At 72.4% G+C, this 12,965-nt stretch carries 11 protein-coding genes; 3 read left to right on the forward strand and 8 right to left on the reverse strand.

Going from position 1 to position 12,965, the window contains the following annotated elements; translation table 11 throughout:
- Positions 1-19: 19 nt before the first annotated feature.
- Both ACFYYF_RS26220 and ACFYYF_RS26225 read left to right on the forward strand, forming a co-directional pair.
- A complete protein-coding gene (locus tag ACFYYF_RS26220) occupies positions 20-403 on the forward strand; it encodes a BlaI/MecI/CopY family transcriptional regulator (RefSeq protein ID WP_388779802.1) in 384 nt (127 codons plus the stop codon).
- A gap of 383 nt (positions 404-786) precedes the next feature.
- On the forward strand, positions 787-1,731 hold the full coding sequence (locus ACFYYF_RS26225; RefSeq protein WP_388779805.1) for an endonuclease/exonuclease/phosphatase family protein: 945 nt from the start codon (positions 787-789) through the stop codon (positions 1,729-1,731).
- 50 nt (positions 1,732-1,781) lie between these two features.
- On the opposite strand, the gene ACFYYF_RS26230 is transcribed toward ACFYYF_RS26225, so the two are convergent.
- The 5 genes from ACFYYF_RS26230 to ACFYYF_RS26250 all read right to left on the reverse strand — a co-directional run bounded on the left by ACFYYF_RS26230 (position 1,782) and on the right by ACFYYF_RS26250 (position 7,665).
- A complete protein-coding gene (locus tag ACFYYF_RS26230; RefSeq protein ID WP_388779807.1) occupies positions 1,782-2,291 on the reverse strand; it encodes an O-acetyl-ADP-ribose deacetylase in 510 nt (169 codons plus the stop codon).
- Positions 2,288-3,697, reverse strand: coding sequence for a phytoene desaturase family protein (locus ACFYYF_RS26235; protein ID WP_388779810.1), 1,410 nt, complete (start codon positions 3,695-3,697; stop codon positions 2,288-2,290). Before ACFYYF_RS26235 ends, ACFYYF_RS26230 begins: the two co-directional genes overlap by 4 nt.
- 295 nt (positions 3,698-3,992) lie before the next feature.
- Positions 3,993-4,859, reverse strand: a complete 867-nt coding sequence (locus tag ACFYYF_RS26240; RefSeq protein WP_388779812.1) for an inositol monophosphatase family protein — start codon at positions 4,857-4,859, stop codon at positions 3,993-3,995.
- 124 nt (positions 4,860-4,983) lie between these two features.
- Complete coding sequence (locus ACFYYF_RS26245) at positions 4,984-6,804, reverse strand: gamma-glutamyltransferase family protein (RefSeq protein WP_388779815.1); 1,821 nt, start codon at positions 6,802-6,804, stop codon at positions 4,984-4,986.
- Positions 6,805-6,891: 87 nt separating this feature from the next.
- The gene (locus ACFYYF_RS26250) at positions 6,892-7,665 is read right to left on the reverse strand and encodes a DUF4232 domain-containing protein (RefSeq protein ID WP_388779818.1); all 774 of its coding nucleotides are present in this window, start codon (positions 7,663-7,665) and stop codon (positions 6,892-6,894) included.
- Positions 7,666-8,078: 413 nt separating this feature from the next.
- Between ACFYYF_RS26250 and ACFYYF_RS26255 the strand changes: the two genes are divergently transcribed.
- On the forward strand, positions 8,079-8,753 hold the full coding sequence (locus ACFYYF_RS26255; RefSeq protein WP_361686661.1) for a hypothetical protein: 675 nt from the start codon (positions 8,079-8,081) through the stop codon (positions 8,751-8,753).
- 51 nt (positions 8,754-8,804) lie between these two features.
- Here the strand turns inward: ACFYYF_RS26255 and ACFYYF_RS26260 are convergent, their stop codons facing one another.
- The 3 genes from ACFYYF_RS26260 to hydA form a co-directional block, all read right to left on the reverse strand.
- Positions 8,805-10,394 (reverse strand): NCS1 family nucleobase:cation symporter-1, encoded by a 1,590-nt coding sequence (locus ACFYYF_RS26260; RefSeq protein ID WP_388779821.1) that lies wholly within the window; start codon positions 10,392-10,394, stop codon positions 8,805-8,807.
- 125 nt (positions 10,395-10,519) lie between these two features.
- Complete coding sequence (locus ACFYYF_RS26265; protein ID WP_388779824.1) at positions 10,520-11,542, reverse strand: TIGR03842 family LLM class F420-dependent oxidoreductase; 1,023 nt, start codon at positions 11,540-11,542, stop codon at positions 10,520-10,522.
- Positions 11,543-11,560: 18 nt separating this feature from the next.
- Positions 11,561-12,961, reverse strand: coding sequence for a dihydropyrimidinase (gene hydA / locus ACFYYF_RS26270; RefSeq protein WP_388779826.1), 1,401 nt, complete (start codon positions 12,959-12,961; stop codon positions 11,561-11,563).
- Between the last annotated feature and the right edge of the window lie 4 nt (positions 12,962-12,965).

The following is a 12,965-nucleotide window of genomic DNA, read 5'->3' on the forward strand; positions in this document are numbered from 1 at the left end:
GCGCTGTAAGGTGACGGGCATGGCTGGCACAGGTCCCCACGGAAGGGCGGAACGGCGGAGCGCGGGCGAGCTGGAGAGCGCCGTCCTCGCCACCCTGTGGGCCACCGACGACGCGCTGACACCCGCCGAGATCCAGGCCGACATCGGTGGCGGACTCGCGTACAACACCGTGCACACCATCCTCAAACGCCTGTACGACAAGGGACTTGTGCTCCGGGATGTTGACGGCCGGCGCGGCGCGTACCGCCCCGTCAAGAACGCGGCCGAGCTGACCGCCGAGGCCATGCACGAGGCTCTCGACCGCGGGCCGGACCCGATCGGCGCCCTCCGGCACTTCGTCACCGGGCTGAGCCGCCAGGAGGAGGAAGCCCTGCGCGAGCTCCTGGGAGGAAACGGCCGGTGACCGGGCCGGGCCCGCGACACCGCGCCGACCGGTGATCCCGTACGACCGGACTCCGCGCGCGGCCATCCCGTACGACCGGACATCGTGCGCGGCCATCCCGTACGACCGAACTCCGCACACGGCGTCGATCCCGTACGACCGAACTCCGCGCACGGCCATCCTGTACGACCGGACACCGCGCCCGGCCATCCCGCGCGGCCGGACACCGCGCCCGGCGATCCTGTACGGCCCACGACAGCACGACCGCCAGCGGCCACCCGGCCGGTGACACGGCACGCCGACCCTGTCCGACTCCTTGCCCGGCCCCCTGCCCGGCGCCCGGGCCGTCAGCGCGCCGGAAGACCTGCCGCCGCCCAGTGGCGCCGGCGGGTACGGTCGCGGCCATGACACCTTCCGAGACGGCCGGGCCCGGCACCTCGCGCTCCGGGCGGGTGCGGTTCGCGACGTTCAACGTGCTGCACGGACGGACGTTGGTGGACGGCAGACCCGTCTCCGTCCGGCCCGCGGGCGGTCCGGAGCTCCCGCTCGTGCGGGCCGTCGCGTCCCTGGACGCCGACGTGGTGGCACTGCAGGAGGTGGACCGGCTGCAGGAACGCTCGGGCGGGGTGGACCAGGCGTCCGCCGCGGCCACGGGGTCGAACGCGCCGCACTGGCGTTACGCGTCCGCGTTCCACGGCACGGCGAAGGCGGACGGAGGCTGGGTCCCGGCCCCGTCCGAACCCGGCCTGCGGGTGTACGGACCGCGCGAGGCCGGGGCGGACGGCGGTGTCCCCTCGCACGGCGTCGCCCTGCTGTCCCGGCTCCCCGTCCGGCACTGGAGGGCACGCCGGCTGGCCCCGGCACCGGTCCCCATGCCGCTGCGGACGCCCGGGCACCGGGGACTGACCCTGTCCAGGGACCAGCCGCGGGCCGCGCTGGCCGCCGTCCTGGAGGGAAACCGCGGACCGTTCACCGTGGTCGCGCTGCACCTGTCGTTCGTGCCCGGCTGGAACGTCCGCCAACTGCTCGCCGTCCGCGCCTGGATCGCCGACCTGCCCGGACCCCGGATTCTTCTCGGCGACCTCAACCTGCCCGGCGCGCTGCCGCGGACCGTCCTCGGCCTCGCGGGGCCGGTCGGCGGCAGCCGGACCCGGCCCGCCGGCACCCCGCAGCCGCGGCGCGGCTGGCGGGATCTGGCCCGTACGCCCACCTATCCGGCACACCGTCCCGTCGTCCAGCTCGACCATGTGCTGGCCACCGGGATCGCCGCGGACGCGGCCACGGGCGCGCACGCGCCGAGCACCCCCGTCTCGGACCACCGGCCGCTGGTGGTCGAACTGCCCCTGTGACCGGGCCTCGTCCGTTCACTCCCCGGCGTCCGGCCTCCGCGTCCGGCGCCTCAGCGCAGCTGCCCCGCGAACGCCTCGTACGCCCGCGCGTCGAAGAGCACGAAGCGGACCTCCTCGACGTCTGTCCGGGCGGCCCGGACGGTCTCCACCGCGATGCGCGCCGCGTCGTCCATCGGCCAGCCGTAGATGCCCGCGGAGACGGCGGGGAACGCGACCGTACGGGCTCCGAGCTCGTCGGCGACGCGCAGCGACTCCCGGTAGCAGGACGCCAGCAGCTCCGAGCGGTCGTCCTCCCGGGAGTAGCGGGGACCGACCGTGTGGATCACCCAGCGGGCGTCGAGGTCGCCCGCGGTCGTGGCGACCGCCCGGCCGGTCGGCAGGCCCTTGCCGTAGTGGCCGGCCCGCAGCTTGCGGCAGTCGGCGAGGATGGCGGGGCCCCCGCGGCGGTGGATGGCCCCGTCGACTCCCCCGCCGCCGAGCAGCGAGGAGTTCGCGGCGTTGACGACGGCGTCGACGCTCTGCCGGGTGATGTCGCCCTGTACCAGCGTGATCGTGGTCATGACTCCCTCAGTCTCCTCCACACGGCCTTCGCCGCGTTGTGCCCCGACATCCCGTGCACTCCGGGACCGGGCGGGGTGGCCGAGGAGCACAGGAAGACGGCGGGGTGCGGGGTGCCGTACGGGGACAGGGACGGTCTGGGGCGCAGCATGAGCTGGAGTCCGGAGGCGGCGCCGCAGGCGATGTCGCCGCCCACGTAGTTGGCGTTGCGGGCCGCGAGGACGGGCGGTCCGGCGGTCGCGCGGGCCAGGACCCGGTCGCGGAAACCCGGCGCGAACCGCTCGAGCTGGCGCTCGATCGCGTCGGTGAGGTCTCCGGTCCAGCCGTTAGGGACATGGCCGTAGGCCCAGAAGACCTGCTTGCCCTCGGGGGCGCGGGAGGGGTCGACGACGCTCGGCTGCACCGTGATCAGGAACGGCGCGTCGGGTGCCCGGCCCTCGCGCGAGGCGGCCCGCAGCGCGCTGCCGATCTCCGCCCGGCTCGCGCCGACCTGGACGGTCCCGGCGACACGGGCCTCCTCTGCGGTCCAGGGCACGGGTCCGTCCAGGGCGTAGTCGATCTTGAAGACCCCCGCGCCGTAGCGGTAGCCCTCGTAGTACCGGCCGAAGCCGGCGATGCGGGCCAGGGCCTTGGGCGAGGTGTCGAAGACGTACGCCCGCGCCGGCGGCAGGTCGTCCAGGCGTTTGACCTCGTAGTCGGTGTGGACGGTGCCGCCGAGATCCTTGAGATACGCGGTGAGCGCGTCCGCGATGGACTGCGAGCCACCGCGCGCGACGGGCCATCCCCGGGCGTGCGCGGCGAGCGCGAAGACCAGGCCGACGGCGCCCGTGGCGACTCCCTCGAGCGGCGCTATGACGTGCGCGACCAGACCGGCGAACAGGGCTTTGGCCCGCTCGTCGCGGAAGCGGCGCATCAGCCAGGTCGACGGCGGCAGCCCGGCCAGACCGAAGCGGGCGAGGGTGACGGGGTCCCGGGGCAGCGCGGTCAGCGGCAGCGACATGAAGTCGTGCGCCAGCGTGTCCCACTTGCTCAAGAACGGGGCGACGAGCCTGCGGTACGCGCCCGCGTCCCGCGGCCCGAAGGAGGCCGCCGTCTCGGCCACGGACCGCGCGAGGACCGCCGCCGAACCGTCCGTGAAGGGGTGCGCCATGGGGAGCTGCGCGTGCAGCCACTCCAGGCCGTACCGCTCGAGGGGCATCGCCCGGAAGGCGGGCGAGTTGATGCCCAGCGGATGGGCCGCCGCACACGGGTCGTGCCGGAACCCGGGCAGGGTCAGCTCTTCGGTGCGCGATCCCCCGCCCACCGTGTCCCGGGCCTCGAACACGGCCACGGAGAAGCCCCTGCGGGCCAGTTCCACGGCAGCCGTCAGTCCGTTCGGCCCCGCACCCACCACGACGGCATCGAGCATCGACGGCACCTTCGGACTCCTTTGTCAGCCGACGGCCACTGAGCATCAGGATATGCCGGTGGACTGACAGCCTTGACGGCACGGGGTGTTGGACCCGGGCACCCCGTGCCGGGCACCGGCCTCCACGAAGGGGAACCCGGGCCCGCGCGGGGCGTGGAACTCCCGCCCAGGGCTGCCGTGGCGCTCGCCTCTCAGGAGCTGCCATGGCGCTCACCGCTCAGGGCTGCCGCGGCGCTCACAGCTCAAGGGCGGCTGCCGTGGCGCTCCCGCTCAGGCGCGGTCATGGCGCTTCCGCTCAGGCGCGGGCCGCCACCCACTCCGGCTGACCTGTCAGCAGGGCGGTCACCCGGCGGGCCGTGGCCTCGTCCCGGGCCGCCGTGAACGGCAGCGCGTTGCCCCCGGTGACACGGAAGGGCTCACCGCCGAGCGTCCTGTGGGCGCCGCCCGCCTCCTCGACCAGGAGGAGTCCCGCGGCATGATCCCAGGCCGCCTCCCAGCTGAACGCCGTCGCGTCCAACTCACCGCGGGCGATGGCCAGATACTCCAGGCCCGCCGAACCGCAGGGGCGCGGGGCGACACCCTCGGTCCACAGTCCGAGGAGCGCGCGCTTCTGCTCGTCCGTGGTGTAGTCCGGGTGGGAGGTCGCGATGTGGAGGTCGCGGCCGGGCTCGGGCGATCCGGAGCGCAGCGGCACGCCGTCCAGCACGGCTCCCCGCCCCCGGACGGCGGTGGCGAACTCGCCACGCGCGGGCGCGTACGTCCAGGAGGCGCGCACCACGCCGTCCAGCACGAGCGCGACCAGTGTGCAGAACCCGGGGTCCCCGTGCACGAACTGCCGGGTGCCGTCGACGGGGTCGACGATCCAGACGGGCGCCGTGCCCCCGATCGCCTCGTAGATCTCGGGGTCGGCGTGCACCGCCTCCTCGCCGACCACGACCGAGCCGGGCAGCAGCGCGACGAGGGCCGCGGTGAGGTGCTTCTCGGCCAGGCGGTCGGCGTCGGTCACGAGGTCGTGCGGGCCGGACTTCTGGTCGATCTCGTCCGCGGAGAGCTGCCGGAACCGGGGCATGATCTCCGCGGCGGCGGCCTCGCGGACTGCGTGTTCCACGTCGGCCGTACGGTGTGCGAGAAACTCGTCGATGGTTTCGTTTTCTTCGATCATGGCTCCATGACAACACGCTCCACTGACAATCCTCACCCCTCCGGGGTACTCCAGGTGGAATCACCATGAATTCCCGGGGCCGCGCGATCACCGTTCCGGTCGCCGCGCCCTTCGCGGGCGGGCCTCAGCGGCCGACCGCGTACCCCTGCATCCCGCGCGGATTGGCCCCTGCCGACAGGATGCCGGTCTCCGGGTCGCGGGCCACCGCGCACAGCCGCCCCTCGGACCAGGCTTCGGCGACCGTGACGTCGTGGCCCCGGCGGCGCAGTTCCTCGACGACCTCCGGGTCCGTGCGGGACTCGACGGTGAGGCTGCCCGGACGCATGCCGCGCGGATAGAAGGAGCCGGGAAAGCTGTCGTTGTGCCAGTTCGGGGCGTCGATCGCGCCCTGGAGATCGAGTCCGCCGCGCACCTTCGGACGCAGCGCGACGGACAGGAAGAAGTGTGTCTGCCACTGGTCCTGCTGGTCGCCGCCGGGGGTGCCGAACGCCATGACGGGCACGCCGTCGCGCAGCGCGAGGGAGGGCGTCAGGGTCGTGCGCGGCCGTCGGCCCGGGGTCAGGGAGTTGGGCAGCCCCTCCTCCAGCCACGCCATCTGGAGCCGGGTGCCGAGCGGGAAGCCGAGTTCGGGGACGACCGGGTTGGACTGGAGCCAGCCGCCGCTGGGAGTGGCGGCCACCATGTTGCCCCAGCGGTCGACCACGTCCAGGTGACAGGTGTCGCCCCGGGTGCCTCCGTCGGGTGCCACCTCGGGTTCCGCGGCCGCGCGGGCCATGGTGGGCTCACCGGCGCCCGGCACCGCGAGCGCGTCGAAGCCGGGTTCGTCGGCGGCCACCACGCGCGCGTGTCCGCTCAGTCTCGGCTCGCGGCCGCCCGGAGCGCCGGGCCGCAGCTCGTACGACGCCTTGTCCCCGACGAGTGTCCGGCGGGCCGCGTTGTAGGGCTCCGACAGCAGGTCGCCGAGCGGCACCTCGGCGGCGTCGCCGTACCAGGCCTCCCGGTCGGCCATGGCGAGCTTGCAGCCCTCGACGAGCAGGTGGACGTACTCGGCGGAGCCGTGGCGGGGCAGCTCGGGCGGGAGCAGTGCCAGCTGCTGGAGCAGGACCGGGCCCTGGCTCCAGGGGCCCGCCTTGCACAGGGTCCAGCCGCGCCAGTCGTACGTCGCCGGGGCCTCGTAGGTCGCGGACCAGCCGGCCAGGTCGGCGGCCGTCAGGGTGCCGGCGTGGCGCTCGCCGCTGGTGTCCATGGTGGGCCGCCGGGCCTGCCGGACCAGGGCCTCGGCGATGAACCCGGAGCGCCACACCTCCCGCGCCGCGTCGATCTCGGCCACCCTGTCCCCGGCGCCGGAGACCTCGTCGAGCAGCCGTCGCCAGGTCGCGGCGAGGGCCGGGTTGCGGAACAGCTCGCCGGCGCGCGGTGACCGGCCGCCCGGCAGATACACCTCGGCCGAGGAGGTCCACTCCGTCTCGAAGAGCGCGCGTACGGCGTCCACCGTCTCGCCGACGCGTTCCACGGGCGCGTGCCCGTCCTCGGCGTAGCCGATGGCGTATTTCAGGACGTCGGCGAGCGGTTTGGTGCCGTGGTCGCGCAGGAGCAGCATCCAGGCGTCGAACGCGCCCGGCACGGCGGCGGCGAGCGGGCCGGTGCCGGGCACGAGGTCCAGACCGAGGCTCCGGTAGTGGGCGACCGTCGCTCCGGCGGGCGCGACGCCCTGTCCGCACAGCACGCGTACGGGGCCGTCCGCGGGGGCCAGGATGATCGGGACCTCTCCCGCGGGTCCGTTGAGGTGGGGTTCCACGACGTGCAGGACGAAACCGGCCGCGACCGCGGCGTCGTAGGCGTTGCCGCCGTCCTCCAGGACCGCCATCGCGGACTGTGAGGCGAGCCAGTGCGTGGAGGACACCATGCCGAAGGTGCCCTGGAGCGTGGGTCGGGTCGTGAACATGCCTGCCACCTCACGGTACGGAGCGATCGGCCGGTCCCGACTATGGCATCCGCCCCGGCCCAGGCGGCAGGGCGGGCAGGCGGGAGATCAGCGCACGGGCGCCCAGGCCGTTGTTCCCAGTGTGTTCTCGGGGCCGATGTCCAGCGGGTCCGGCAGCCGGAGGGTGACGGCGCGCTGCCCCCGCTGCGGCGCGATCCGCAGGTACACCCCGTCCTCGGCCGCCATCCGCCAGTACAGGGCGGCGTGCGCGCTCTCGCCCGGGTGGAGCGTGAAGGGCTCGGGGCCCGGGTCGGCGGGGGCCATGGGCACCCTGTCCGTCCCCGCCACGGCGTGTACGCCCGTGATCGGGGCACGGTCGCCGTCGAGCACGTCGACGACGGCGGGGCGGCCGTTCACCTTGTACGGGCGCTTGCCGCAGACGGTGAGCGTCAGGGTCATCCCGCGCAGGCCCATGGCCGCGTCGACCGGTCCGGTCGCGAGGCGCAGGCCGGACGCCGGGCAGGGACCGTCCTCCGCCGGCGCGGTCTGCGCCGGCACGGGCAGCTCGATGACGACGGAGTCGCTCGGGGTCCCGGACGGGTCCGGGAGATGGGCGGCGTCGGTCCCGACGACGCTCGGGACGGGGTCCGGGACGGAGGTCTGCCCGGGGTCGATCTCGTGGTCGATCTCGGTGGACAGGCCGCACCCCGCGGTGGCCGTCGCGACCAGGCAGGCGAGCAGGACCGGGCGCACCCACCTCTCCCGGAGGGCGGCGGCACGGGACGGGGTGCGCGCGGGTAAGGAGACGGTGGGGATTTCGGACCGGGCCCAGGGCCCGGCGGGGGCGGCCGCGCCGACGCGGCGCCGGTTCGTCGCGATCATGGGCCGATCATGGCACGAAAGCTCCACGGAGGGCATCGCTCCGCTCGCTCCGGCGTTCACCACCGGAGTCCGACCGGCTTGAGAGCAGGGCCAGTTGGAGACGGACCGGGGGCCGGACGGTCACGCCGTCGGACGGTCGGGGCACAGCGCCGCCCGGCACTCCGCGATCCCGTTACGGGCCGGTCTCGTCGCGTCTCGACGCGGAGGAAATGGCGATGATCGCAATTGTCGATCATTCGATCGAACAAATAAGACATCTTGCCGCAGCGTCAGTCAATCGACGCCAAGGTGAGTCACCGTCATCACACGGGCATGCCGCCGGTCGGCCCTTCCGCACCACGGCGTCTCATGTGACACTGGCGTCCCGTCCGCAGTGCGGACTCCTCCGCACCATCCCCCACGAGAAGTGCGCTTTGGGTTCTCTTCCTCTGCCGCTCGCGCTCGCCGCGCGCCTCCTGCCGGTCGCTCTGCTCGCCTCCGCGGGCTGGGCCCTGGCGACCGGCCCGTCCGAAGCGACCCCCAACGCCGAGGACAAATCGACGCAGAAACAGACATCGGACTCGCCGTCGGCTCCTTCGGCCTCCGCCGACGTCAAGACCTTCGCCGCCTCGCCCGCGCCCTGCGGCGGCATCCAGGTCGCGACGATCAAGTCTCTTGTCCCCGGCGCCAAGACGGCCGGGCAGGAGATCGCGTCGACCGACAAGGCGGTGCGCCGCACCTGCTCGTGGAACGCCCTGAAGGAATTCGACTACCGCTGGCTCGACGTCTCGTACGAGATCAAGGACACGAACGCCGCGGCGGAGAAGGCCTACAAGGAGCGTGTCGCCGACAAGAGCGGCGGCGGAGCGGTGCCCGGTCTCGGCGACTCCGCCTACTCCGTGGTCAACCTCAGCACCGAGGACAAGCAGGAGACCCGTGAAGGCGTGGTGATCGTCCGGGCGGCCAACGCCCTGGTGGTCGTCACCTACAACGGCAGTGACTTCGAGACCAAGAAGGCGCCCGGCACCGACGAGATCAACAAGGGCGCCATCAAGGCGGCCAAGGAGGCGGTGGCGACGCTGAAGGACGGCCAGAGCCAGAAGAGCTGACCGTCCTCCCGCCGCCGCGTTCGGTCCGCGGCCGTTCCGCTCCGGTCCGCGTCAGTCCGCGGCCGGTTCACTCCGGTCCGCGGCCGGTTCACTCCGGTCCGCGGCCGGTTCCCGCCCGTCCGCGAGGGCGTCCTTTCCGCGGGCCAGCATCAGGACCAGGTACAGCACCATCGAGGTGCCGAGGCCGACCGCCCATCCGTAGTCGGCGAGCGATTCCAGCGCCGGGACGGGCCGCCCGTCGATCAGCGGATGGAAGTCGGCGCCGCCGACGGCCAGGACGCCACCGGTGACGAAGGCGACCACCGCCCGCCAGTTCCAGCCGCCGTCGTACCAGTACCGGCCGCCGGTGCGATACAGGTCGGCGAGGTCGAGCCGGGTGCGGCGCAGGATCCAGTAGTCGGCGATGAGGATGCCGGCGACCGTCCCCAGCAGACCGCCGACCAGCCCGAGCCAGGTGAAGATGTAGCCCTGGGGGTCGGCGTACAGCTTCCACGGGAAGATCAGCACGCCCAGGACACAGGTGGCGAGCGCGCCGGTCCGGAAGTTGATCTTCCGTGGGGCGATGTTGGAGAAGTCGAAGGCCGGGGAGACCAGGTTCGCCGCGATGTTCACGGACAGGGTCGCGACCAGCACGGTGACCAGCGCGAAGAGGATGCCGACGACGTTGTCCGTCTTGGCGGCGAGCTGGACCGGGTCCCAGATCGCCTTGCCGTACACGGCCTGCGAACCCGAGGTGACCATGACCGACAGGAACGCGAAGAGCGTCATGGTGGTGGGCAGTCCGAGGGCCTGCCCGACGGTCTGCGCCTTCTGGCTCCTGCCGTACCGGGTGAAGTCCGGGATGTTCAGCGACAGCGTGGACCAGAAGCCGATCATGCCCATGAGCGAGGGCCAGAACAGCTTCCAGAAGTCCCCGCCCCAGCCGAGCTGCGAGGGCTGGTCGAGCAGCGGCCCGAAGCCCCCGGCCTTGTCGCTCATCCACCACAGCATCACGCCGGCGCCGACGAGCACGAACGGCGCGGCCCAGTTCTCGAACCGTCGGATCGTCTCCATCCCCCGGTAGATGATGGCGACCTGGAGCGCCCAGAAGACGGCGAACGACAGCCACATGGTCCAGGGGTGCCCGCCGATCTCGGAGGCGCCCGCCCAGCCGTCGCCGAAGAGCTTGCCCGCGAGGAAGTAGATCGCCTCTCCGCCGATCCAGGTCTGGATGCCGAACCAGCCGCAGGCCACCAACGCCCGTACGACGGCCGGGAGGTTGGCCCCGCGGACGCCGAAGGAGGCGCGGGCGAAGACGGGGAAGGGGATGCCGTACTTCGGCCCCGCGTGCCCGGTGAGCAGCATCGGGACCAGCACGATCAGGTTGGCGAGCGCGATGGTGAGGACGGCCTGCTTCCAGTCCATGCCGACGGCGATCAGACCCGAGGCCAGCGTCCAGGAAGCGGTGTTGTGGGCCATGCCGACCCACAGGGCCGAGAAGTTGTACGTGGTCCAGGTGCGCTTCTCGACCGGGACCGGGAGCAGGTCGTCGTTGGCGTAGGGGCCGGTGGGGGCGGGGGCGTCGGGCGCGATCTCCACCCGGCCGTCGGGGAGCGTGACTTGTCCCGCGGGCGGGCCGCCCGGGGAGACTATTTCTGTCATGAGCAGGCCAATCAATGAGGAGTGACGGGAAAGGCCGTGCGGGGACGACTCGGGGGGTGCGCGCAGTGCGCCCTGATCCCCTTCCCGGGACGGCGGGAAGGGGAGAATGAGGGGATGACCTTCGGTTACTGCCCGTTGATACCGGGGATGACCCGCGCTCCGTACGCGTCGATCGTGGCCTCCTGGGCGTCGTGCATGTCGTAGACGGCGAACTGGTCGACGCCCAGCTCGCGCAGCGCGTTCAGCTTCTCGATGTGCCGCTCGGGCGTGCCGATCAGGCAGAAGCGGTCGACGATCTCGTCGGGGACGAACGCGGTGTCGGGGTTGTCGGCCCGTCCGTGGTGCGAGTAGTCGTAGCCCTCACGGGCCTTGATGTAGTCGGTGAGTTCGTCGGGGACCGCGGCCGAGTGCTCGCCGTACTTGGAGACCAGGTCGGCCACGTGGTTGCCCACCATGCCGCCGAACCAGCGGCACTGCTCGCGTGCGTGGGCGAGCGCGCCGGCCGAGTCGTCCTCGGTGATGTACGCGGGCGCGGCCACGCAGATCTTCACCTCGGCGGGGTCGCGGCCCGCCGCGGCCGCCGCGTCCTTCACGGCCTTGACCATGTACTCGGTGAGGTAGAGGTCGGCGAGCTGGAGGATGAAGCCGTCGGCCTCCTCGCCGGTCATCTTCAGCGCCTTCGGGCCGTACGCGGCCATCCAGACCGGCAGTTCGGCACCCTGACTCACCCAGGGGAACCGGACGACCGTGCCGCCGAGGTCGGCCTCGTCGCCCCGGGCGAGGGCGCGGATGACCTTCATCGCGTCGCTGATCCGGGCCAGGGTGTTGGGCTTGCGTCCGGCGACGCGCATCGCCGAGTCGCCGCGGCCGATGCCGCACACCGTGCGGTTGCCGTACATGTCGTTGAGCGTCGCGAAGGTGGAGGCGGTGACCTCCCAGGTGCGGGTGCCCGGGTTGGTGACCATCGGGCCGACCGTCAGCTTCTCGGTGTTCGCGAGGATCTGACTGTAGATCACGAAGGGTTCCTGCCAGAGCACGGCCGAGTCGAAGGTCCAGCCGTACGTGAAGCCGTTGGCCTCGGCCCGCTTCATCAGGTCGATGACACGGGAGGCCGGGGGGTCTGTCTGCAGGACGAGTCCGAAGTCCATGGCGCCACTCCTGGTCGCTCAGAGAAGGTACTGACAGGTGGAACGGGGGGTGTAGACGCCGTGGCCCGCGCGCCCGGTGAACTCCCGGTCGGTGATGACCATTTCGCCGCGCGAGAGGACCGACTCGACCCGTCCGGTGACGCGCCTGCCCTCGTACGCCGAGTAGTCGACGTTCATGTGGTGGGTCTCGACCGACATGACCTGCTCGGCGTGCGGGTCGTAGATGACGACGTCGGCGTCCGCGCCGGGGGCGATGGTCCCCTTCTTCGGGTACAGGCCGAACATCCGGGCCGGTGTGGCGCAGGCGATCTCGATCCAGCGGCGCCGGGAGATGTGCCCGTCGACGACGGCCTGGTGGAGCAGGTCCATGCGGTTCTCGACGCCGGGAAGCCCGTTGGGGATCTTCGAGAAGTCGCCGCGGCCGAGTTCCTTCTGGCCGGTGAAGCAGAACGGGCAGTGGTCCGTCGAGACGACCTGGAGGTCGTTCGTGCGCAGGCCGCGCCACAGGGCCGCCTGGTGTTCCCGGGGGCGAAGCGGCGTGCTGCACACGTACTTCGCGCCCTCGAAGTCCGGTTCCGCGAGGTTGTCGGTCGACAGGAACAGGTACTGGGGGCAGGTCTCGCCGAAGACGTTCAGGCCCTCGTCGCGCGCCCGGGCGAGTTCGGCGACGGCCTCGGTCGCCGAGACGTGCACGACGTAGAGCGGGGCGCCCGCCACCTGGGCGAGCTTGATCGCGCGGTGGGTGGCCTCGGCCTCCAGGAGCGCCTTGCGCACCTCCCCGTGGAAGCGCGGGTCGGTCTCGCCCCGGGCCAGCGCCTGTTCGACGAGGACGTCGATGGCGATGCCGTTCTCGGCGTGCATCATGATGAGCCCGCCGTTCTCGGCGGAGCGCTGCATGGCGCGCAGGATCTGGCCGTCGTCGCTGTAGAAGACGCCCGGGTAGGCCATGAACTGCTTGAAGGAGGTGACGCCCTCCTCGACCAGCAGGTCCATCTCCTTGAGCGTCTCCTGGTTCACGTCGGAGACGATCATGTGGAAGCCGTAGTCGATGGCGCAGTTGCCGTCCGCCTTGGCGTTCCAGGCGTCCAGACCCTCGCGCAGCGAGCGGCCGACGCTCTGGACGGCGAAGTCGATGATGGTGGTGGTGCCGCCCCACGCGGCGGCCCGGGTGCCGGTCTCGAAGGTGTCGGAGGCGAAGGTGCCGCCGAAGGGCAGTTCCATGTGGGTGTGGGCGTCGACGCCGCCCGGGATCACGTACTTGCCGGTGGCGTCGATGGTGCGCTCGGCCGTCCACGACTCGGCCGCGGGCGTGCCCGTCGCGGCGAGGGCGGCGATCCGGCCGTCCTCGATCAGGACGTCGGCGTGGATCTCGTCGGACGCGGTGATGACGAGACCACCCCGGATGACGGTACGGCTCATGCTC

The sequence above is a fragment of the Streptomyces sp. NPDC001914 genome (assembly GCF_042891215.1).
Taxonomy (GTDB): Bacteria; Actinomycetota; Actinomycetes; order Streptomycetales; family Streptomycetaceae; genus Streptomyces.

What these genes read in the sequence shown, in the direction of transcription:
- ACFYYF_RS26220 (WP_388779802.1), top strand. Translation starts at nt 20, where the DNA reads ATGGCTGGCACAGGTCCCCACGGAAGGGCGGAACGGCGGAGCGCGGGC.
- ACFYYF_RS26225 (WP_388779805.1), top strand. Translation starts at nt 787, where the DNA reads ATGACACCTTCCGAGACGGCCGGGCCCGGCACCTCGCGCTCCGGGCGG.
- ACFYYF_RS26230 (WP_388779807.1), bottom strand. Translation starts at nt 2,291, where the DNA reads ATGACCACGATCACGCTGGTACAGGGCGACATCACCCGGCAGAGCGTC.
- ACFYYF_RS26235 (WP_388779810.1), bottom strand. Translation starts at nt 3,697, where the DNA reads ATGCTCGATGCCGTCGTGGTGGGTGCGGGGCCGAACGGACTGACGGCT.
- ACFYYF_RS26240 (WP_388779812.1), bottom strand. Translation starts at nt 4,859, where the DNA reads ATGATCGAAGAAAACGAAACCATCGACGAGTTTCTCGCACACCGTACG.
- ACFYYF_RS26245 (WP_388779815.1), bottom strand. Translation starts at nt 6,804, where the DNA reads ATGTTCACGACCCGACCCACGCTCCAGGGCACCTTCGGCATGGTGTCC.
- ACFYYF_RS26250 (WP_388779818.1), bottom strand. Translation starts at nt 7,665, where the DNA reads ATGATCGCGACGAACCGGCGCCGCGTCGGCGCGGCCGCCCCCGCCGGG.
- ACFYYF_RS26260 (WP_388779821.1), bottom strand. Translation starts at nt 10,394, where the DNA reads ATGACAGAAATAGTCTCCCCGGGCGGCCCGCCCGCGGGACAAGTCACG.
- ACFYYF_RS26265 (WP_388779824.1), bottom strand. Translation starts at nt 11,542, where the DNA reads ATGGACTTCGGACTCGTCCTGCAGACAGACCCCCCGGCCTCCCGTGTC.
- hydA (WP_388779826.1), bottom strand. Translation starts at nt 12,961, where the DNA reads ATGAGCCGTACCGTCATCCGGGGTGGTCTCGTCATCACCGCGTCCGAC.